The organism is Pseudomonas arsenicoxydans (assembly GCF_006438915.1).
GTDB classification, from domain to species: Bacteria; Pseudomonadota; Gammaproteobacteria; order Pseudomonadales; family Pseudomonadaceae; genus Aquipseudomonas; species Aquipseudomonas arsenicoxydans_A.
Genome location: NZ_RCZE01000007.1, coordinates 26,248 through 44,980 on the forward strand (window position 1 = coordinate 26,248; position 18,733 = coordinate 44,980).

Here is an 18,733-nt window from a genome sequence, read left to right on the forward strand (position 1 = left end):
CTCAGAGGCCGGTTTTTATTGCCTGACGCGTGGGCTTACAAGGCCGCAGCGTGCTCGGTCAGGTAAGCAGCAACGCCTTCTGGCGAAGCGTTCATGCCCTTGTCGCCTTTTTTCCAGTTGGCAGGGCAAACTTCGCCGTGCTCTTCGTGGAATTGCAGAGCGTCGACCAGACGGATCAGCTCTTCCATGTTACGGCCCAGCGGCAGGTCGTTGATGATCTGCGAGCGGACAACGCCTTTGTCGTCGATCAGGAACGCGCCACGGAAAGCCACGCCGTCAGCGGACTGAACGTCATAGGCCTTCATGATTTCCTGCTTGATGTCGGCAGCCATGGTGTAGCGAACCTGGCCGATACCGCCATTGTTCACCGGGGTGTTGCGCCAGGCGTTGTGGGTGAAGTGCGAGTCGATCGACACGGCAACCACTTCAACGTTGCGGGACTTGAAGTCAGCCATGCGGTTGTCCAGAGCGATCAGCTCGGACGGGCAAACGAAGGTGAAGTCCAGTGGGTAGAAGAACACCAGGCCGTATTTGCCTTTGATGGCCGACGACAGGGTGAAGCTGTCTACGATTTCGCCATTGCCGAGAACGGCTGGAACGGTGAAGTCCGGGGCTTGTTTGCCTACGAGTACGCTCATTGGATATCTCCTGGTCTATTAACGTGAAGAACTGGATTCGCATCAGCCTGCCACCCTCAGGCGACAGCCCTGTGACACGACCCCCCTTCGAAGGACCGACCATCATACACGGCGTTTTTAGGCTGTCCTCAACGGTTTTTTGCTGGACGGTCAAAATTGCCGTCTTGAGCGTTACTGGCAGATTGCCTGGATAAAAACCGTTCGTCGGTCACGCCTGTTTATAGCGCAAAGCTTTCAGAAACCACTTTGACAATCATTCTCGTTAACATTAAGATCCATCGCAATTGAGTCACAACCAGCGACGGTTTTTTCTTATGTATGTCTGCCTCTGCACTGGCGTCACCGACGGTCAAATCCGCGATGCAATCTATGAAGGTTGCTGCAGCTATAAGGAAGTCCGTCAAACCACCGGCGTAGCCAGCCAATGCGGCAAATGCGCCTGCCTTGCAAAGGAAGTGGTTCGCGAAACCCTGACTAAATTGCAATCCGCCCAGGCAGCCATTCCTTTCCCTGTAGAATTTACTGCCGCGTAATTACCCTGTTTCAAAGAACCGGACCAGATGTCCGGTTTTTTTATGCCTGAAAATCAACTGCTTACGCTCTAGACGCGGAACACAAACATTCTTATTCCGATTAATTTTCATATAAGTTTCAATAACTTAGGTTTGACACCCTTACTTACGCGGCTCAAACTCAGCCTCATTGACAGCTACTCAGGGCAGGACCCCATCATGAAAGGCGACGTTACCGTCATCCAGCATCTCAACAAGATCCTTGCCAATGAGCTGGTCGCGATCAATCAATACTTTTTGCATGCACGCATGTACGAAGATTGGGGCCTGAACAAGCTGGGCAAGCACGAGTACCACGAATCCATCGATGAGATGAAGCACGCGGACAAGCTGATCAAGCGCATCCTGTTCCTTGAAGGCCTGCCGAACGTCCAGGACCTGGGCAAGCTGCACATCGGCGAGCACACCAAGGAAATGCTTGAGTGCGACCTGCGTATCGAACGCATCGGCCATGCCGACCTGAAAATCGCCATCGCTCATTGCGAAACGGTCGGCGACTTCGGTAGCCGTGAACTGCTCGAAGATATTCTCGAGTCCGAAGAAGAACATATCGACTGGCTGGAAACCCAACTGGGCCTGATCGATAAAGTCGGTCTTGAGAATTACCTGCAATCGCAGATGGGCGAAGACGAGTAAGTTAGCGCCCGCTAAACTCGAGACACTAAAAAGCCCCGCTCTCTTTTTAAGAGGCGGGGCTTTTTTATTGCCTGTAGGAGCATGGCTTGCCAGCGATAAACGATGAAGCGGTGTTCTTGCTGAACCGCGGCGCCTGCATCGCGAGCAAGCTCGGCTCCTACAAAGATCGAATCAAGCTTCGGTCTTGTTGGCAGCAGCCGCTTCAACAGCGGTTTTGATCGTGGTCTGCAACGAACCGTCAGCAGCCATTTCAGTCATGATGTCGCTACCGCCGACCAGCTCACCACCGACCCACAGTTGCGGGAAGGTTGGCCAGTTGGCGTATTTTGGCAGGTTGGCGCGGATTTCCGGGTTCTGCAGGATGTCCACGTACGCAAACTTTTCACCACATGCCATCACGGCCTGCGCGGCTTTCGCGGAGAAGCCACACTGCGGGGCATTCGGCGAACCTTTCATGTAAAGCAGAATGGTGTTGTTAGCAATCTGCTCTTTAATCGTTTCGATGATATCCATGGAGCACCTCGGCTGAACTTTCCGACTCAGAGGTCGGCACGGTGGCGCATTGTAACGGAAACCCGAGCGCCATGCTCGGTCTCCCCGACAGACACGATCACGCCGCCGCCACGGTGACCGGCACGCCGTTCAACGCCGCATTCCCTGACAACTCGTCGAGCTGACATTCGTCGGTCAGGTCATTGGCGCTGGATCCCGGCTGGGCACTGGCAATTGTCATCTGCACACCCGGTCGCGCATGCCCCCAGCCGTGCGGCAGGCTGACCACGCCTTTCATCATGTCCAGGCTGGCGACCACTTCCACTTCAATCATCCCGACCCGTGAACTCACCCGCACACGTTGCCCATCGCTGAGCCCGCGACTGGACAGGTCTTCCGGATGCATCAACAGTTGATGGCGCGGCTTGCCCTTCACCAGACGGTGATAGTTGTGCATCCACGAGTTGTTGCTGCGCACATGCCGGCGGCCAATCATCAGCAATTGGTCGGCGGCCGGTGCTTGCAGTGCGGCGAAACGGGCGAGGTCGGCAAGGATCACCGGCGGCGCTGCCTGCACGCGTTGATTGGCGGTTTTCAAACGTGGCGCGAGGTTGGATTTCAACGCGCCTAGGTCGACCCCATGCGGATGGTCGAACAAGGTTGCCAGCGACAGCTTGTGTTCCGACGCATCGCCATACAAACCCATTCGCAAGCCAAGGTCGATCATTTGCGCAGGAGGAATCGTCGGTTTGAGTTCCTTTCCTGTCTTCGTGGCAAACGCCTTGGCCAGGCCGACGAAAATCTCCCAGTCATGCAGCGCGCCGTCAGGCTTGGCCAGAATCGCCCGGTTGAAACGTGTCACGTTGCGCACCGCGAACAGGTTGAACGTCGTGTCGTAGTGATCGTTTTCCAGCGCCGAGGTCGACGGCAGAATCAGGTCGGCATAGCGTGTGGTTTCATTGATGTACAGGTCGACGCTGACCATGAACTCCAGACCATCCAGCGCCTGTTCCAGTTGCCGGCCATTGGGTGTCGACAGCACCGGATTGCCGGCGACGGTGATCAGCGCGCGGACCTGCCCATCCCCTTCGGTGAGCATTTCTTCTGCCAGCGCCGACACCGGCAACTCGCCGGCGTACTCCGGACGTGCGGACACACGGCTTTGCCACCGATTGAAATGCCCGCCTGAAGTCGACGCCACCAAATCCACCGCCGGCTCGGTGCACAGCGCGCCACCGACGCTATCAAGGTTGCCGGTGACCAGATTGATCAGTTGCACCAGCCAATGGCACAGCGTACCGAATGCTTGGGTGGAGACGCCCATGCGGCCGTAACACACCGCTGTCGGCGCTGCCGCAAAATCCCGCGCCAGTTGGCGAATCTGTTCGGCCGGCACGGCGCACAACGGGCTCATGGTTTCGGCGGTGAACGTGGCGATGGCCTGGCGCACGTCGTCCAGACCGTCGACCGGCAAATGACTCTCACGCGTCAGGTTTTCAGCGAACAAGGTATTGAGCAGCCCGAACAACAACGCCGCATCGCCACCGGGACGCACGAACAGGTGTTGATCGGCCATCGCGGCGGTTTCGCTGCGACGCGGATCGACCACCACCACTTTGCCGCCCCGGGCCTGAATCGCCTTCAAGCGTTTTTCCACATCCGGCACGGTCATGATGCTGCCGTTGGACGCCAGCGGGTTACCGCCCAGGATCAGCATGAAATCAGTGTGATCGATGTCCGGAATCGGCAACAACAACCCGTGGCCATACATCAAATGACTGGTCAGGTGATGCGGCAACTGGTCGACCGACGTCGCGGAAAAACGGTTACGGGTTTTCAGCAGGCCAAGGAAATAATTACTGTGGGTCATCAACCCGTAGTTGTGCACACTGGGATTGCCCTGGTACACCGCCACCGCATTCTGCCCGTGACGTTCCTGAATCGCCGCGAGGCGTTCGGCCACGAGGTTGAAGGCGTCTTCCCACGCGATAGGCTGCCATTCGCTGCCCACTCGCAGCATCGGCTGACGCAGGCGATCCGGATCGTTCTGAATATCTTGCAGGGCCACCGCCTTGGGGCAGATGTGCCCACGACTGAACGTATCCAGCGGATCACCCTTGATCGAGGTGATCTGCACCGCGCCGTCGGCTTCGGTGGTTTCGAGGGTCAGGCCGCAAATGGCTTCACACAAGTGGCAGGCACGGTGATGGAGAGTCTTGGTCATGGCCAGTCTCTGTCTTGTTCTGGGCGGGCAATATCGGCCGCGGGATCAAAACTATGGCGCCAGACACGCTCCTGCGCCAGCGACGTTCGTCTTGTGAATCGGCGCCCATCAGGCTAGCCGATGGCCGTATCCACTCAGTTCGGCGGCAATCGGGGTGGCGCCTGCAACTGGACTTCCTGAAGGGTTTCGACCTGCTCCTGAGGAACATGCACCCCGGTGAGCTCGCCGATCAGTCGCCAATGCTCGTCGAGCCCGGTGCTGATGGTTGCCATGCGATCAATCATCCGTCGACCGGCGGCTTGGGTCACTTCGTCTTCGCTGCGCATCAGCTCGAAGCACATCGAGGTCATTGAGGCGGTGAGGTGGGTCAGGGAGCGGGCTGTGATGCCGAGTAAATCCATTAACAGCTGTTCTTTCGATTCCATTTCGAAGGCTTCCTGCGTCACTTGTCAGGTAGTTATAACCCAGCACTTTGCATTAGCAAATGTTTCAGGCCTGACCCGGAACTTAGCGGGACGCAGAAGCCTTCAACGTTTGCTTCTTGAGGGGTGAAATCAATGCCGTCCATATGCCCCCAACGGCCAACCAAAGCATGACGCCAGAGCCGATCAGGATGATTGCTTTCTGGTTTGCCAGGATACCCAATTGATGAGGTTCCGCTTGATAGACCTGCAACGCAATATCGACAACGCTTACCACGGTAAACCACGCAACCACCAAGGCAGCGCCATGTTTGAGGTCGGGCGTTGATCGGTGGAGCAGTGAAGCGCCCAGATAAATTCCCGTTGCGATCAATCCACCCACTACCAAACACTGGGTCGAATCAATCTGCACTCGTGTCGTCCTTGAAATTCTTCACGCCAATAAAAGCACCGACGATGGCCCCCACCACGGCGCTCGGAACGCCGGGATAAATCGTGCTGGCGATGATCGCGAAGCCCATGACCGTGGACAGCACTGCCATATCAAATGCCGGAGAGACCCGACGAAGCCTTGTCAGGCCTGCGTATCCGGTTTTATTGATCGACATACGGGGTTCCCTCCTTGGGAGTGTTTGACTTGATTCAATCGACATTACGCAACGAGGCGCAGGTTACCTGAGTGCAGCCTGATTCCCGCACGCAAAACCGTAACAACAGACAACGCCGCCCTTGAGAAAACCAGCCATTTCGTTGCACACCCCCGGGAAGGCGCACGAATTCAATGCACGAACCCGATAAAAGGGGTGGTTGCATACCCGCTTCGGCACCGTGTACAAATGCTGGGCGACGAGGATCTGTACCCCCTCGCTAGCACCGAACGGTTGCAACGCTGCAACCTGTCGAAGCGGTAAAAATGAGCCCCCTATTGGTAAGACGCGACATTTAATTATAAGATCGCGCCTTCCCCTATTTCGTCGCCCCGTGCGGCTTACGCCGCAGGTCTCGCCCGTTGTTCCGTTAAACAAGGCTTTGAGCATCTGCGGTTTGTAGCAAAAAGGTAGTCAATGATGAGCGCAAGGCACTTTCTCTCCCTGATGGATTGCACGCCCGAAGAGCTGGTCAGCGTGATCCGTCGAGGCGTTGAGCTCAAGGACCTGCGTAACCGCGGCGTACTGTTCGAGCCTCTGAAAAACCGCGTCCTGGGGATGATTTTCGAGAAGTCCTCGACCCGCACCCGGATCTCCTTCGAAGCCGGCATGATCCAGCTCGGCGGCCAGGCGATCTTCCTGTCGCCACGCGACACGCAACTGGGCCGTGGCGAGCCGATCGGCGATGCCGCCATTGTCATGTCGAGCATGCTCGATGCGGTGATGATCCGTACGTTTTCCCACAGCACACTGACCGAATTCGCCGCCAATTCGCGCGTCCCGCTGATCAACGGCCTGTCCGATGACCTGCACCCGTGTCAGTTGCTGGCCGACATGCAAACCTTCCTTGAACATCGCGGTTCGATCCAGGGCAAGACCGTGGCCTGGATCGGCGACGGCAACAATATGTGCAACAGCTATATAGAAGCGGCGATCCAGTTCGACTTCCAGCTGCGCATTGCCTGCCCTGAAGGTTATGAACCCAACCCTGCCTTCGTGGCCAAGGCCGGCGATCGGGTGACCATCGTCCGCGATCCAAAGGAAGCCGTGCGCGGCGCTCACCTGGTCAGCACCGACGTCTGGACCTCCATGGGCCAGGAAGAAGAAACCGCCAAACGCCTGAAGCTGTTCGCGCCCTACCAGGTCAATCGCGCGCTGCTCGACCTGGCTGCTGACGACGTGCTGTTCATGCACTGCCTGCCGGCTCACCGCGGCGAAGAGATCAGCGTCGACCTGCTCGACGACAAACGCTCGGTCGCCTGGGACCAAGCCGAAAACCGTCTTCATGCACAAAAGGCCCTGCTCGAATTTCTCGTCGAACCGGCGTATCACCACGCATGAGCCAGCCATTACTGCTTAACCTGCGCAACCTCGCCTGCGGCTATCAAGACCAGCGGGTCGTGCAGAACCTCAACCTGCATTTGAATGCCGGTGACATCGGTTGCCTGCTCGGCTCTTCGGGCTGCGGTAAAACCACCACGTTGCGGGCGATTGCCGGTTTCGAACCGGTGCACGAAGGTGAAATCACCTTGGCCGGCGAGACCATTTCCCGTGCCGGTTTCACCCTCGCCCCGGAGAAACGCCGGATCGGCATGGTGTTCCAGGATTACGCGCTGTTTCCGCACTTGAGCGTGGCCGAGAACATCGCCTTCGGGATCCGCAAGCATCCGCAAAAGGAGCGCGTAACCGAAGAGCTGCTGGAACTGGTCAACCTGAAGAACCTTGGCAAGCGCTTCCCGCATGAACTGTCCGGCGGCCAACAGCAGCGTGTTGCCTTGGCTCGAGCCCTGGCACCGGAACCACAACTTCTATTGCTCGACGAACCGTTCTCCAACCTTGATGGCGAACTGCGACGCAAGCTCAGCCATGAGGTGCGCGACATTCTGAAAGCCCGTGGCACCAGCGCGATTCTGGTGACCCACGACCAGGAAGAAGCGTTCGCGGTCAGCGATCATGTCGGCGTGTTCAAGGAAGGTAGGCTGGAACAGTGGGATACGCCCTACAACCTGTATCACGAACCGCAGACACCGTTCGTGGCCAGCTTCATTGGCCAGGGTTACTTCATTCGCGGCCAGCTGAGCAGCCCGGAATCGGTGCAGACCGAGCTGGGTGAATTGCGCGGCAATCGGGCTTACACCTGGCCGATGGGCGGCGCGGTAAACGTGCTGCTGCGCCCGGACGATATCGTCTATGCGCCAGACAGCTCATTGAAGGCGCGAATTGTCGGCAAGTCTTTCCAGGGTGCATCGACGTTGTATCGGTTGCAGATGCCAACCGGGGCGCAACTGGAGTCTATTTTTCCGAGCCATGCTGATCATCAGGTCGGTGCTGACGTCGGCATTCGTGTGGCGGCTGATCACTTGGTGCTGTTTCAGGCGTCCGGCAGCATCGCCGCGCAGATTCCGGCCGTCGAGTCCGGCGTGCGCCGCTACAGCAACGCCAACTGATACACGCGGGCCAAATGTGGGAGCGAACCCCTGTGGCGAGGGGGCTTGCCCCCGTTGGGTCGCGAAGCGGCCCCGGCATTTCAAAGTTAACCAGTTTACGACTGCTTCGCAGCCGAACGGGGGCAAGCCCCCTCGCCACACATGCTCGCTCCCACAGTGGTTCTGCGCTAGGTCAGCATCAATGTGCCGCTCGCAACGAGCGTCGCATTCCCGCCAATCTTGACCCGATCACCTTCCAACCGACAGAACAACTCCCCACCCCGCTTCGAACACTGATACGCAGTCAGGCTCGTTTTACCCAGCCGCTTCGACCAATACGGAATCAGGCTGCAATGAGTCGAGCCCGTCACGGGATCTTCGTTGATCCCAATCGCCGGGGCGAAATAGCGGGAGACAAAATCATGCTTGCTGCCTTTGGCGGTCACGATCGCCCCAGGCCACGGCAGCTTCGCCAGCGCGACCATGTCGGGCTGGCAATCCAGCACAGCCTGTTCGGACTCCAGCACAACAAACAACTCGTTTGAACCGAGCACATCGACCACTTCGACACCCAGGGCGCGCTCGACGTCTAGAGTGACGCCCACTTCCGAAGGCGTGATCGCCGGAAAATCCAGCCACAAACGTTCACCTTCGCGGCTCACCCTCAATAGGCCGGACTTGCAAATGAAGTCCAGGCGTTCGGCGGGTTCTTTATAGATTTCAAACAATACACAGGCGCTGGCCAATGTCGCGTGGCCGCACAGCGGCACCTCAGTAGTCGGAGTAAACCAGCGGATGTGCCACCCCTGCCCTTCACGCACCACAAAGGCAGTTTCGGCGAGATTGTGTTCTGCGGCGATTTTTTGCATCAGCTCCTCAGCGAGCCAGGCATCGAGTCGATAGACCATCGCCGGGTTGCCACTGAACGGCCGATCACTGAACGCGTCGACCTGGTGAAATTCAAGCTGCATAACCCTCTCCCCGATTCAGGCGCGGCCAATGTCGGCGAATTTCGCCTGAGTATGTTCGGCCAGTACCGCCGGCGCCAACTCCACCTCAAGACCACGTCGACCGGCACTGACAAAAATGCTGGCGAAAGGCTGAGCCGAGTTATCGATGAATGTCCGCAAACGCTTCTTCTGCCCCAACGGACTGATTCCGCCCAACAAATAACCCGTCGCTCGCTGCGCTGCCGCCGGATCGGCCATTTCGACTTTTTTCACACCCGCCGCATGCGCCAGATGCTTCAAGTCCAGACTCCCGACGACCGGTACCACCGCCACCAGCAATTCACCTTTTTCACTGGCCGCGAGCAAGGTCTTGAACACCTGCGCCGGGTCGAGCCCGAGCTTTTCTGCTGCCTCCAACCCGTAGGACGCGGCCTTTGGATCATGTTCGTAACTGTGCACGCGATGTTCGGCTCGAACTTTTTTCAACAAATCCAATGCGGGGGTCATGACAGCTCCAGACTGGGCGGCAGTAGAAAAATCCTGCGCTGAATTCTAGGACATTGCCTCGCAAAAGGCTCTACTGCGGCCCTGATTTCAAGGTCTGGCGCCGTCTTTTACCGTTCGTCCACGAAGGAACCGTTGCGTGAACAATACGATCATTCACCTGACTAATAGTTGGATTGTGACCGACAGTTCACTTTCGACCTTTGACAGCAGTGTTTCTTGTCTATATTTTTTCGAATCTGAATACAGCACGAAAAGTCCTACAGCAGCACCCGGCAGCAAACCAAGACCAGGATGGGGATCCTGCCTTGGTGAAAATCGCGCTTCGACCATGATGAAAAAAGCGCCAGACAACAAAAACAATTGAGGTTTTCAATGACAACTGCTTTACAACAACCGTCGCTCTCGAGCCAATGCATGGCCGAGTTCCTGGGCACTGCGCTGCTTATCTTTTTTGGTACCGGTTGTGTTGCCGCGCTCAAGGTCGCGGGTGCCAGCTTTGGCTTGTGGGAAATAAGCATCATCTGGGGTGTCGGCGTCAGCATGGCCATCTACCTGACCGCCGGGGTTTCCGGGGCGCACCTCAATCCTGCCGTGAGCATTGCACTGAGCATTTTCGCTGACTTCGAAAAGCGCAAATTGCCGTTCTACATCCTCGCCCAAGTGGCGGGCGCCTTCTGCGGCGCGCTGCTGGTCTACACGCTTTACAGCAATCTATTCTTCGATTTCGAACAAACCCACCACATGGTCCGCGGCACTCAGGCCAGCCTGGAATTGGCGTCGGTGTTCTCGACTTTCCCCAATCCGGTCCTGACCACGGCCCAGGCGTTTCTGGTGGAGGTGATCATCACCGCGATCCTGATGGGCGTGATCATGTCCCTGACCGATGACAACAATGGTCTGCCCAACGGGCCAATGGCACCGCTGCTGATCGGCCTGCTGATTGCGGTGATCGGCAGTTCGATGGGCCCGCTGACCGGTTTCGCGATGAACCCGGCGCGTGATTTCGGCCCGAAACTGATGACTTTCTTCGCGGGCTGGGGTGAAATTTCCTTCACCGGCGGGCGAGATATCCCGTACTTCCTGATTCCAGTTTTTGCACCGATTGTCGGTGCCTGCCTCGGTGCTGCCGCCTATCGCGGGCTGATTGCCCGTCATCTGCCCAGCGCCACACCTGCTACAAAGGAAGCAACACCGGCCATTGACGGCAAACCAAGAACCTCTTGATACCGTAGGCGCGTGGTCCTGCCCCTGTGGCGCGCGCCTGACCTCAACCCCTTTTTTCGTCCAAGGCAATCGACATGACCGACACTCAGAATAAGAACTACATCATTGCCCTCGATCAGGGTACGACCAGCTCGCGCGCGATCATTTTCGACCGCGATGCGAACGTGGTCTGCACCGCCCAGCGCGAATTCGCCCAGCATTACCCGCAAGCCGGTTGGGTCGAACATGACCCGATGGAAATCTTCGCCACCCAAAGCGCCGTGATGGTCGAAGCCCTGGCACAAGCCGGCCTGCATCACGATCAGGTCGCGGCCATCGGCATCACCAACCAGCGCGAAACCACCGTGGTCTGGGACAAGACCACCGGCCGCCCGATCTACAACGCGATCGTCTGGCAGTGCCGCCGCAGCACCGAGATCTGCCAACAGCTCAAGCGCGACGGACATGAGCAATACATCAGCGACACCACAGGCCTGGTCACCGACCCGTACTTCTCCGGCACCAAGCTCAAGTGGATCCTCGACAACGTCGAAGGCAGCCGCGAGCGTGCGCGCAACGGCGAACTGCTGTTCGGCACCGTCGACAGCTGGCTGATCTGGAAATTTACCGGCGGCAAAGTCCACGTCACCGACTACACCAACGCCTCGCGCACCCTGCTCTTCAACATCCACACTCTGGAGTGGGACGCGAAGATGCTGGAGGTGCTGGATATTCCGCGCGAAATGCTGCCGGAAGTTAAGTCGTCTTCGGAAATCTACGGCCACACCAAAAGCGGCATCGCCATCGGCGGTATTGCCGGTGACCAGCAAGCCGCCCTGTTCGGCCAGATGTGCGTCGAGCCAGGCCAGGCGAAAAACACCTATGGCACCGGTTGCTTCCTGCTGATGAACACCGGCGACAAAGCGGTGAAGTCCAAGCACGGCATGCTGACCACCATCGCCTGCGGCCCGCGCGGCGAAGTGGCCTATGCGCTGGAAGGTGCAGTATTCAACGGCGGCTCCACGGTTCAGTGGCTGCGTGATGAACTGAAAATCATCAATGACGCCCACGACACCGAATACTTCGCCAACAAGGTCAAGGACAGCAACGGCGTGTACCTGGTGCCGGCCTTCACCGGTCTGGGCGCACCGTATTGGGACCCGTATGCCCGTGGTGCCCTGTTCGGCCTGACGCGGGGTGTGCGCGTGGACCACATCATTCGTGCCGCCCTGGAATCGATTGCCTACCAGACACGCGACGTACTTGACGCCATGCAACAGGATTCCGGCGAACGCCTCAAAGCATTGCGCGTGGACGGCGGTGCGGTAGCGAACAACTTCCTGATGCAATTCCAGGCCGACATCCTCGGCACTCAGGTCGAACGTCCGCAAATGCGTGAAACCACCGCACTTGGCGCCGCTTACCTCGCTGGCCTGGCGTGCGGCTTCTGGGGCAGCCTGGAAGAACTGCGCGGCAAGGCCGTGATCGAGCGCGAATTCGAACCGACCCTGGACGAAGCCGCGAAGGAAAAACTCTACGCCGGCTGGAAAAAAGCCGTCAGCCGCACCCGCGACTGGGAACCGCATGAAGGCGCTGAATAAGCCAACAACAGGTTCGCAATAGGTTGTAACTGGTCGGGAGCGGATTCCTGCGGCATCATGGGCAAATTTTGCACGGCAGCCCAAAGGAAGCCCCATGAATCTGCCTCCCCGTCAGCAGCAAATCCTCGAACTGGTTCGCGAACGCGGCTACGTCAGCATTGAGGAAATGGCCACGCTGTTCGTCGTTACACCGCAGACCATCCGCCGCGATATCAATCAGCTTGCGGAAGCCAATTTGTTGCGTCGTTACCATGGCGGCGCGGCCTACGATTCCAGTGTCGAAAACACTGCCTACGCCATGCGCGCCGATCAGATGCGCGATGAAAAACAGCGCATCGGCGAAGCCATTGCCGCCCAGATCCCTGATCACGCCTCGTTGTTCATCAATATTGGGACCACCACCGAATCGATTGCCCGGGCGCTGCTCAACCACAATCACCTGAAAATCATCACCAACAACCTGCACGTGGCCTCGATGCTCAGCGCCAAGGACGACTTCGACGTTCTGTTGACTGGCGGTAATGTGCGGCGCGACGGCGGCGTGGTCGGTCAGGCGAGTGTCGACTTTATCAATCAGTTCAAAGTCGACTTCGCGTTGGTGGGCATCAGCGGCATCGATGAAGATGGCAGCCTGCTGGACTTCGATTATCAGGAAGTGCGGGTGTCGCAGGCGATCATCGCCAATGCGCGCCAGGTGATTCTGGCGGCGGACTCCAGCAAATTCGGGCGCAACGCCATGATTCGCCTGGGGCCGATCAGCCTGATCGATTGCCTGGTCACCGACCAGCCGCCGGTCCCGGCGCTGGCGCAATTGTTGAGTCAGCACAAGATTCGACTCGAAGTCGTTTAACCCTCCAAAAGCAGCTCCCCTGTGGCGAGGGGGCTTGCTCCCGCTGGGTGGCGAAGCCGCCCCAAACCAAACAATGCGGCCTGTCAGGTAAACCGCACCCACCTTTTTGGGAGTGCTGCGCACTCCAGCGGGAGCAAGCTCCCTCGCCACGAAAATCAGCACCCCCTTCATTCAATGTTCGAAAATTTTCCTTTAACCGCCCTTCGATCAGTTTTTTCAATCGAAGTTAGCTGGCTGTGGACGTCCTAATGGGCTACCATTTTCGCAAATGAACATTAATGTTCGAATTCAAATACCAATACAAGCACCGAGGCCAGCCGATGCCCACTTCTACCTTGCCTACGCCCCCTCTCGCTGAGGTCTACGACATCGCCGTCATCGGTGGCGGGATCAATGGCGTGGGGATCGCAGCAGATGCCGCCGGTCGCGGTCTGTCGGTGTTCCTTTGTGAAAAGGACGACCTGGCCAGCCACACGTCCTCGGCCAGCAGCAAGCTGATCCACGGCGGCCTGCGCTACCTCGAACATTACGAATTCCGCCTGGTGCGCGAAGCCCTCGCCGAGCGCGAAGTGCTGTTGGCCAAGGCGCCGCACATCGTCAAGCAAATGCGCTTCGTGTTGCCGCATCGCCCGCACCTGCGTCCGGCGTGGATGATTCGCGCCGGCCTGTTTCTGTATGACCACCTCGGCAAACGGGAAAAACTGGCAGGTTCGAAAAGCCTGAAGTTCGGCCCGGAAAGCGCACTGAAAAGCGAAATCACCAAAGGCTTTGAATACTCCGATTGCTGGGTCGATGACGCACGCCTCGTTGTGCTGAACGCCATGGCCGCCCGTGAAAAAGGCGCCCACGTTCACACCCAGACCCGTTGTGTCAGCGCTCGTCGCACTAAAGGCCTGTGGCACCTGCACCTGGAACGCGCCGATGGCAGTCTGTTTTCGATCCGCGCCAAGGCATTGGTGAATGCCGCCGGCCCATGGGTGGCCAAGTTCATTCGCGACGACCTGAAGATGGAATCGCCGTACGGTATCCGCCTGATCCAGGGCAGCCACCTGATCGTGCCGAAGCTGTACGAAGGTGAACACGCGCACATTCTGCAAAACGAAGATCAGCGCATCGTTTTCACCATTCCGTACCTGAACCACTTCACCCTGATCGGCACCACCGACCGTGAGTACACCGGCGATCCCGCCAAAGTGGCAATCACCGAAGGCGAAACCGACTACCTGCTGAAAGTGGTCAACGCTCACTTCAAGAAGCAGATCAGCCGCGACGATATCCTGCACAGCTATTCCGGTGTTCGCCCCCTGTGCAACGACGAATCCGACAACCCGTCGGCCGTCACCCGCGATTACACCCTGGCGCTGTCGGGCACCGGTGAAGAAGCGCCATTGCTGTCGGTGTTCGGCGGCAAGCTGACGACCTACCGCAAACTGGCCGAGTCGGCGCTGGCACAACTGGCACCGTACTTCACGCACATCAAGCCAAGCTGGACCGCCAGCGCCACGCTGCCGGGCGGCGAAGACATGACCACCCCGCAAGCCTTGTGCGCCTTGATCCGCGACAAATACGACTGGGTGCCGACCGAGATCGCCCGCCGCTGGGCCACGACTTACGGCAGCCGCACCTGGCGCATGCTCGAAGGCGTACAGAACCTCAATGACATGGGTGAACACATCGGCGGCGGGCTCTACACCCGTGAAGTCGATTACCTGTGCAGCGATGAGTGGGCCACCACGGCGCATGACATCCTGTGGCGCCGCAGCAAGCTCGGGTTGTTCACCACCCCGGCCGAACAGCAGAAGCTGGCGGATTACCTGAGCAAGGTTGAACAGAATCGCAGCAAAATCGAAGCGGCCTGATTGGCAATCGGTTAAAGCAAAGCCCCCGAATCGAGAGATTCAGGGGCTTTTTGCTTTCCAGAGTCACCACAAACCAAATGTGGGAGCGGGCTTGCTCGCGAAGGCGTCGTGTCAGTCGACAACTGCTTTGACTGATACACCGCTTTCGCGAGCAAGCCCGCTCCCACAATGGATACATGCTCGGTAGGATATTCGGTTTTCCGAACGCGACCCATCAGTCGATTCGGTTAACCGGATACTTCCTCGCGAAAAATAACGCCATAAATATTTAATCCCCTTATAAATCAATATGTTGATCTATCCCGTCTGGCCTGGCACGAGTCATGCTCTACACTTCTTCGACGAATGCCCGTTGCGCCCCGTCAGGAGCCCACCGGCATTCGAAGCACAAAAGGGCCGACGAACTGGCTCCATAAAAAAAACAATGTCGAGGAAAATTTGATGCGCATCGTTCCCCATATCCTGGGCGCAGCCATTGCTGCCGCTCTGATCAGCACTCCGGTTTTCGCCGCCGAACTCACCGGCACCCTGAAAAAGATCAAAGAGTCCGGTGTCATCACCCTCGGGCATCGTGACGCTTCCATTCCGTTTTCCTACATCGCGGACGCTACCGGCAAACCGGTTGGCTACTCCCACGATCTGCAACTGAAAATCGTTGAAGCCATCAAGAAAGACCTGGACATGCCGAATCTCCAGGTCAAATACAATCTGGTGACCTCGCAAACCCGTATCCCGCTGGTGCAGAACGGTACCGTGGACGTCGAGTGCGGCTCCACCACCAACAACGTCGAGCGTCAGCAGCAAGTTGACTTCTCCGTCGGCATCTTCGAGATCGGCACCCGTCTGCTGTCCAAGAAAGATTCGCCGTACAAAGACTTCACCGACCTCAAAGGCAAGAACGTCGTGACCACCGCGGGCACCACGTCCGAGCGCCTCCTCAAGTCGATGAACGCCGACAAGCAAATGGGCATGAACGTCATCTCCGCCAAAGACCACGGCGAATCCTTCCAGATGCTGGAATCGGGCCGCGCGGTTGCGTTCATGATGGACGACGCCTTGCTGGCCGGCGAAGCCGCCAAAGCCAAGAAGGCTGATGACTGGGCCGTGACCGGTACTCCACAGTCCTACGAAATCTACGGCTGCATGGTCCGCAAGGGCGACGAGCCGTTCAAAAAGGCTGTGGATGACGCCATCGTCGCCACTTACAAGTCGGGCGAGATCAACAAGATCTACGAAAAATGGTTCATGCAGCCAATCCCGCCAAAAGGCCTGAACCTGAACTTCCCGATGAGCGACGAGCTCAAGGCCCTGATCGCCAATCCGACCGATAAAGCGGCTGACGACAAGAAGTCCTGATTTTCTGACTACCCTTATCTCCTGAGAGGGCCGTTGCCCTCCCAGGAGTTTGTCACTCCCTGCTGGCATTTTTGGAAACACTCGAACCGGTGGCTGTCGAGCCGCTCGTGTGTGCCTGACTATCATGGTCGGGCGGGAACGGAGCTTCCCCAGGCGGGCACTTGTACATCGATCGATCTGAGGGGAGACCCTAATGAATTACAACTGGGACTGGGGCGTATTCTTCAAGTCCACCGGGGTTGGCAGCGAGACCTATCTCGACTGGTACATCACCGGTTTGGGCTGGACCATTGCCATCGCCATCGTGGCCTGGATCATTGCCCTGACACTGGGCTCGGTTCTGGGCGTCATGCGCACCGTGCCGAATCGCATCGTATCGGGCATCGCGACCTGCTACGTCGAACTCTTCCGTAACGTGCCGCTGCTGGTTCAGCTGTTCATCTGGTACTTCCTGGTACCCGATCTGTTGCCGCAAAACCTGCAGGACTGGTACAAACAGGACCTCAACCCGACTACTTCGGCTTTCCTCAGCGTCGTCGTCTGCCTGGGCCTGTTCACCACCGCTCGCGTTTGCGAACAAGTGCGCACCGGTATCCAGGCCCTGCCAAAAGGTCAGGAATCCGCGGCCCGTGCCATGGGTTTCAAACTGCCGCAGATTTATTGGAACGTGCTGCTGCCCCAGGCCTACCGGATCATCATTCCGCCGCTTACCTCGGAATTCCTCAACGTGTTCAAGAACACGTCCGTGGCCTCGCTGATCGGCCTGATGGAGTTGCTCGCGCAAACCAAACAGACCGCCGAGTTCTCCGCCAACCTGTTCGAGGCGTTCACCCTGGCGACCCTGATCTACTTCACCCTGAACATGAGCCTGATGCTGCTGATGCGTCTGGTCGAGAAGAAAGTCGCCGTACCGGGCCTGATCTCCGTAGGGGGTAAATAATGGAACTCGACTTCTCGGGCATCATCCCGTCCCTGCCGGGCTTGTGGAACGGCATGGTCATGACCCTGCAACTGATGGCGCTGGGCGTGGTCGGCGGGATCATCCTCGGCACGATCCTGGCGCTGTGCCGACTGTCCCACAGCAAACTGCTGTCGAACCTTGCCGGCGCGTACGTTAACTACTTCCGCTCGATCCCGCTGCTGCTGGTGATCACCTGGTTCTACCTGGCGGTGCCGTTCGTACTGCGCTGGATCACTGGCGAAGACACCCCGATCGGCGCGTTCGCTTCGTGCATCGTGGCCTTCATGATGTTTGAAGCCGCGTACTTCTGCGAAATCGTCCGGGCCGGTGTGCAGTCGATTCCCAAGGGCCAGATGGGCGCAGCCCAGGCGCTGGGCATGACGTACGGCCAGATGATGCGTCTGATCATCCTGCCGCAAGCGTTCCGCAAGATGACCCCGCTGTTGCTGCAACAAAGCATCATCCTGTTCCAGGACACCTCGCTGGTCTACGCGGTTGGCCTGGTGGACTTCCTCAATGCTTCGCGTGCCAGTGGCGACATTATTGGTCGCTCCAATGAGTTCCTGATCTTCGCAGGTCTCGTGTACTTCACAATCAGCTTTGCCGCCTCGCTGCTGGTCAAGCGTCTGCAAAAAAGGTTTGCCGTATGATCTCTATCAAGAACATCAACAAGTGGTATGGCGACTTCCAGGTACTGACTGATTGCAGCACCGAGGTCAAAAAAGGCGAAGTGATCGTGGTGTGCGGGCCGTCCGGTTCCGGCAAATCCACGCTGATCAAATGCGTCAACGCGCTGGAACCGTTCCAGAAAGGCGACATCGTGGTCGATGGCACATCCATCGCAGACCCGAAGACCAACCTGCCGAAACTGCGTTCGCGCGTGGGCATGGTGTTCCAGCATTTCGAGCTGTTCCCGCACTTGACCATCACCGAAAACCTGACCATCGCGCAGATCAAGGTGTTGGGCCGCAGCAAGGAAGAAGCCACCAAGAAAGGCTTGCAACTGCTTGAGCGCGTCGGGCTGTCTGCCCATGCGCACAAACATCCGGGCCAGCTGTCCGGTGGTCAGCAACAGCGTGTGGCCATTGCCCGTGCGCTGGCGATGGACCCGATCGTCATGCTGTTCGACGAACCGACCTCGGCGCTGGACCCGGAAATGGTCAACGAAGTACTCGACGTGATGGTGCAACTGGCCCACGAAGGCATGACCATGATGTGCGTGACCCACGAAATGGGCTTCGCCCGTAAAGTGGCGGACCGGGTGATCTTCATGGACGCGGGCAAAATCATCGAAGACTGCAAGAAAGAAGAGTTCTTCGGCGACATCAGCCACCGGGCCGAGCGGACACAGCACTTCCTCAACAAGATTTTGCAGCACTAAAAACGGCA

At 58.0% G+C, this 18,733-nt stretch carries 21 protein-coding genes; 13 read left to right on the forward strand and 8 right to left on the reverse strand.

Features of this window, described 5'->3' with window-relative positions; all coding sequences use genetic code 11:
- Nucleotides 1-35: 35 nt before the first annotated feature.
- Nucleotides 36-638: a peroxiredoxin gene (locus EAH78_RS15870; RefSeq protein WP_027922844.1), complete on the reverse strand. Its 603-nt coding sequence runs from the start codon at nucleotides 636-638 to the stop codon at nucleotides 36-38.
- A gap of 314 nt (nucleotides 639-952) precedes the next feature.
- On the opposite strand from EAH78_RS15870, the gene EAH78_RS15875 reads away from it, so the two are divergent.
- Complete coding sequence (locus EAH78_RS15875) at nucleotides 953-1,171, forward strand: bacterioferritin-associated ferredoxin (protein ID WP_140668351.1); 219 nt, start codon at nucleotides 953-955, stop codon at nucleotides 1,169-1,171.
- 198 nt (nucleotides 1,172-1,369) lie between these two features.
- Complete coding sequence (gene bfr, locus EAH78_RS15880; RefSeq protein WP_140668352.1) at nucleotides 1,370-1,846, forward strand: bacterioferritin; 477 nt, start codon at nucleotides 1,370-1,372, stop codon at nucleotides 1,844-1,846.
- A gap of 171 nt (nucleotides 1,847-2,017) precedes the next feature.
- On the opposite strand, the gene grxD is transcribed toward bfr, so the two are convergent.
- From grxD to EAH78_RS15905, 5 genes are all read right to left on the reverse strand, one after another.
- Nucleotides 2,018-2,359: a Grx4 family monothiol glutaredoxin gene (gene grxD / locus EAH78_RS15885; RefSeq protein WP_140668353.1), complete on the reverse strand. Its 342-nt coding sequence runs from the start codon at nucleotides 2,357-2,359 to the stop codon at nucleotides 2,018-2,020.
- Between the two features lie 97 nt (nucleotides 2,360-2,456).
- On the reverse strand, nucleotides 2,457-4,562 hold the full coding sequence (locus EAH78_RS15890; RefSeq protein ID WP_140668354.1) for a molybdopterin oxidoreductase family protein: 2,106 nt from the start codon (nucleotides 4,560-4,562) through the stop codon (nucleotides 2,457-2,459).
- 134 nt (nucleotides 4,563-4,696) lie between these two features.
- Nucleotides 4,697-4,987, reverse strand: coding sequence for a hypothetical protein (locus EAH78_RS15895; protein ID WP_140668355.1), 291 nt, complete (start codon nucleotides 4,985-4,987; stop codon nucleotides 4,697-4,699).
- Between the two features lie 82 nt (nucleotides 4,988-5,069).
- On the reverse strand, nucleotides 5,070-5,396 hold the full coding sequence (locus EAH78_RS15900) for a hypothetical protein (RefSeq protein ID WP_140668356.1): 327 nt from the start codon (nucleotides 5,394-5,396) through the stop codon (nucleotides 5,070-5,072).
- Nucleotides 5,386-5,592 (reverse strand): hypothetical protein, encoded by a 207-nt coding sequence (locus EAH78_RS15905; protein WP_140668357.1) that lies wholly within the window; start codon nucleotides 5,590-5,592, stop codon nucleotides 5,386-5,388. Before EAH78_RS15905 ends, EAH78_RS15900 begins: the two co-directional genes overlap by 11 nt.
- Before the next feature lie 459 nt (nucleotides 5,593-6,051).
- Here EAH78_RS15905 and argF point away from each other — a divergent pair, with 459 nt between their 5' ends.
- On the forward strand, nucleotides 6,052-6,972 hold the full coding sequence (argF, locus tag EAH78_RS15910; RefSeq protein ID WP_140668358.1) for an ornithine carbamoyltransferase: 921 nt from the start codon (nucleotides 6,052-6,054) through the stop codon (nucleotides 6,970-6,972).
- On the forward strand, nucleotides 6,969-8,078 hold the full coding sequence (locus EAH78_RS15915) for an ABC transporter ATP-binding protein (protein ID WP_140668359.1): 1,110 nt from the start codon (nucleotides 6,969-6,971) through the stop codon (nucleotides 8,076-8,078). Before argF ends, EAH78_RS15915 begins: the two co-directional genes overlap by 4 nt.
- A gap of 167 nt (nucleotides 8,079-8,245) precedes the next feature.
- Here the strand turns inward: EAH78_RS15915 and EAH78_RS15920 are convergent, their stop codons facing one another.
- Nucleotides 8,246-9,028, reverse strand: coding sequence for a PhzF family phenazine biosynthesis protein (locus EAH78_RS15920; RefSeq protein ID WP_140668360.1), 783 nt, complete (start codon nucleotides 9,026-9,028; stop codon nucleotides 8,246-8,248).
- A 15-nt stretch (nucleotides 9,029-9,043) separates the two neighbouring features.
- A complete protein-coding gene (gene ybaK, locus EAH78_RS15925) occupies nucleotides 9,044-9,514 on the reverse strand; it encodes a Cys-tRNA(Pro) deacylase (protein WP_123434948.1) in 471 nt (156 codons plus the stop codon).
- Between the two features lie 136 nt (nucleotides 9,515-9,650).
- Here ybaK and EAH78_RS15930 point away from each other — a divergent pair, with 136 nt between their 5' ends.
- The 9 genes from EAH78_RS15930 to EAH78_RS15975 all read left to right on the forward strand — a co-directional run bounded on the left by EAH78_RS15930 (nucleotide 9,651) and on the right by EAH78_RS15975 (nucleotide 18,725).
- Entirely contained in the window at nucleotides 9,651-9,878 is a 228-nt protein-coding gene (locus tag EAH78_RS15930; protein WP_140668361.1) for a hypothetical protein, read from the forward strand.
- A gap of 8 nt (nucleotides 9,879-9,886) precedes the next feature.
- Nucleotides 9,887-10,738 (forward strand): MIP/aquaporin family protein, encoded by an 852-nt coding sequence (locus EAH78_RS15935; protein WP_140668362.1) that lies wholly within the window; start codon nucleotides 9,887-9,889, stop codon nucleotides 10,736-10,738.
- A gap of 74 nt (nucleotides 10,739-10,812) precedes the next feature.
- Complete coding sequence (gene glpK / locus EAH78_RS15940; protein ID WP_140668363.1) at nucleotides 10,813-12,318, forward strand: glycerol kinase GlpK; 1,506 nt, start codon at nucleotides 10,813-10,815, stop codon at nucleotides 12,316-12,318.
- A 94-nt stretch (nucleotides 12,319-12,412) separates the two neighbouring features.
- On the forward strand, nucleotides 12,413-13,168 hold the full coding sequence (locus EAH78_RS15945) for a DeoR family transcriptional regulator (protein WP_007943555.1): 756 nt from the start codon (nucleotides 12,413-12,415) through the stop codon (nucleotides 13,166-13,168).
- Between the two features lie 320 nt (nucleotides 13,169-13,488).
- Complete coding sequence (glpD, locus tag EAH78_RS15950; protein WP_140668594.1) at nucleotides 13,489-15,027, forward strand: glycerol-3-phosphate dehydrogenase; 1,539 nt, start codon at nucleotides 13,489-13,491, stop codon at nucleotides 15,025-15,027.
- A gap of 441 nt (nucleotides 15,028-15,468) precedes the next feature.
- Nucleotides 15,469-16,383: a glutamate/aspartate ABC transporter substrate-binding protein gene (locus EAH78_RS15960; protein WP_140668364.1), complete on the forward strand. Its 915-nt coding sequence runs from the start codon at nucleotides 15,469-15,471 to the stop codon at nucleotides 16,381-16,383.
- A gap of 193 nt (nucleotides 16,384-16,576) precedes the next feature.
- Nucleotides 16,577-17,323, forward strand: coding sequence for an amino acid ABC transporter permease (locus tag EAH78_RS15965; RefSeq protein ID WP_140668365.1), 747 nt, complete (start codon nucleotides 16,577-16,579; stop codon nucleotides 17,321-17,323).
- Nucleotides 17,323-17,994, forward strand: a complete 672-nt coding sequence (locus EAH78_RS15970) for an amino acid ABC transporter permease (protein WP_140668366.1) — start codon at nucleotides 17,323-17,325, stop codon at nucleotides 17,992-17,994. The genes EAH78_RS15965 and EAH78_RS15970 overlap by 1 nt, the downstream gene beginning before the upstream one ends.
- Nucleotides 17,991-18,725, forward strand: coding sequence for an amino acid ABC transporter ATP-binding protein (locus EAH78_RS15975; RefSeq protein ID WP_008056645.1), 735 nt, complete (start codon nucleotides 17,991-17,993; stop codon nucleotides 18,723-18,725). The genes EAH78_RS15970 and EAH78_RS15975 overlap by 4 nt, the downstream gene beginning before the upstream one ends.
- The last annotated feature ends 8 nt before the right edge of the window (nucleotides 18,726-18,733 follow it).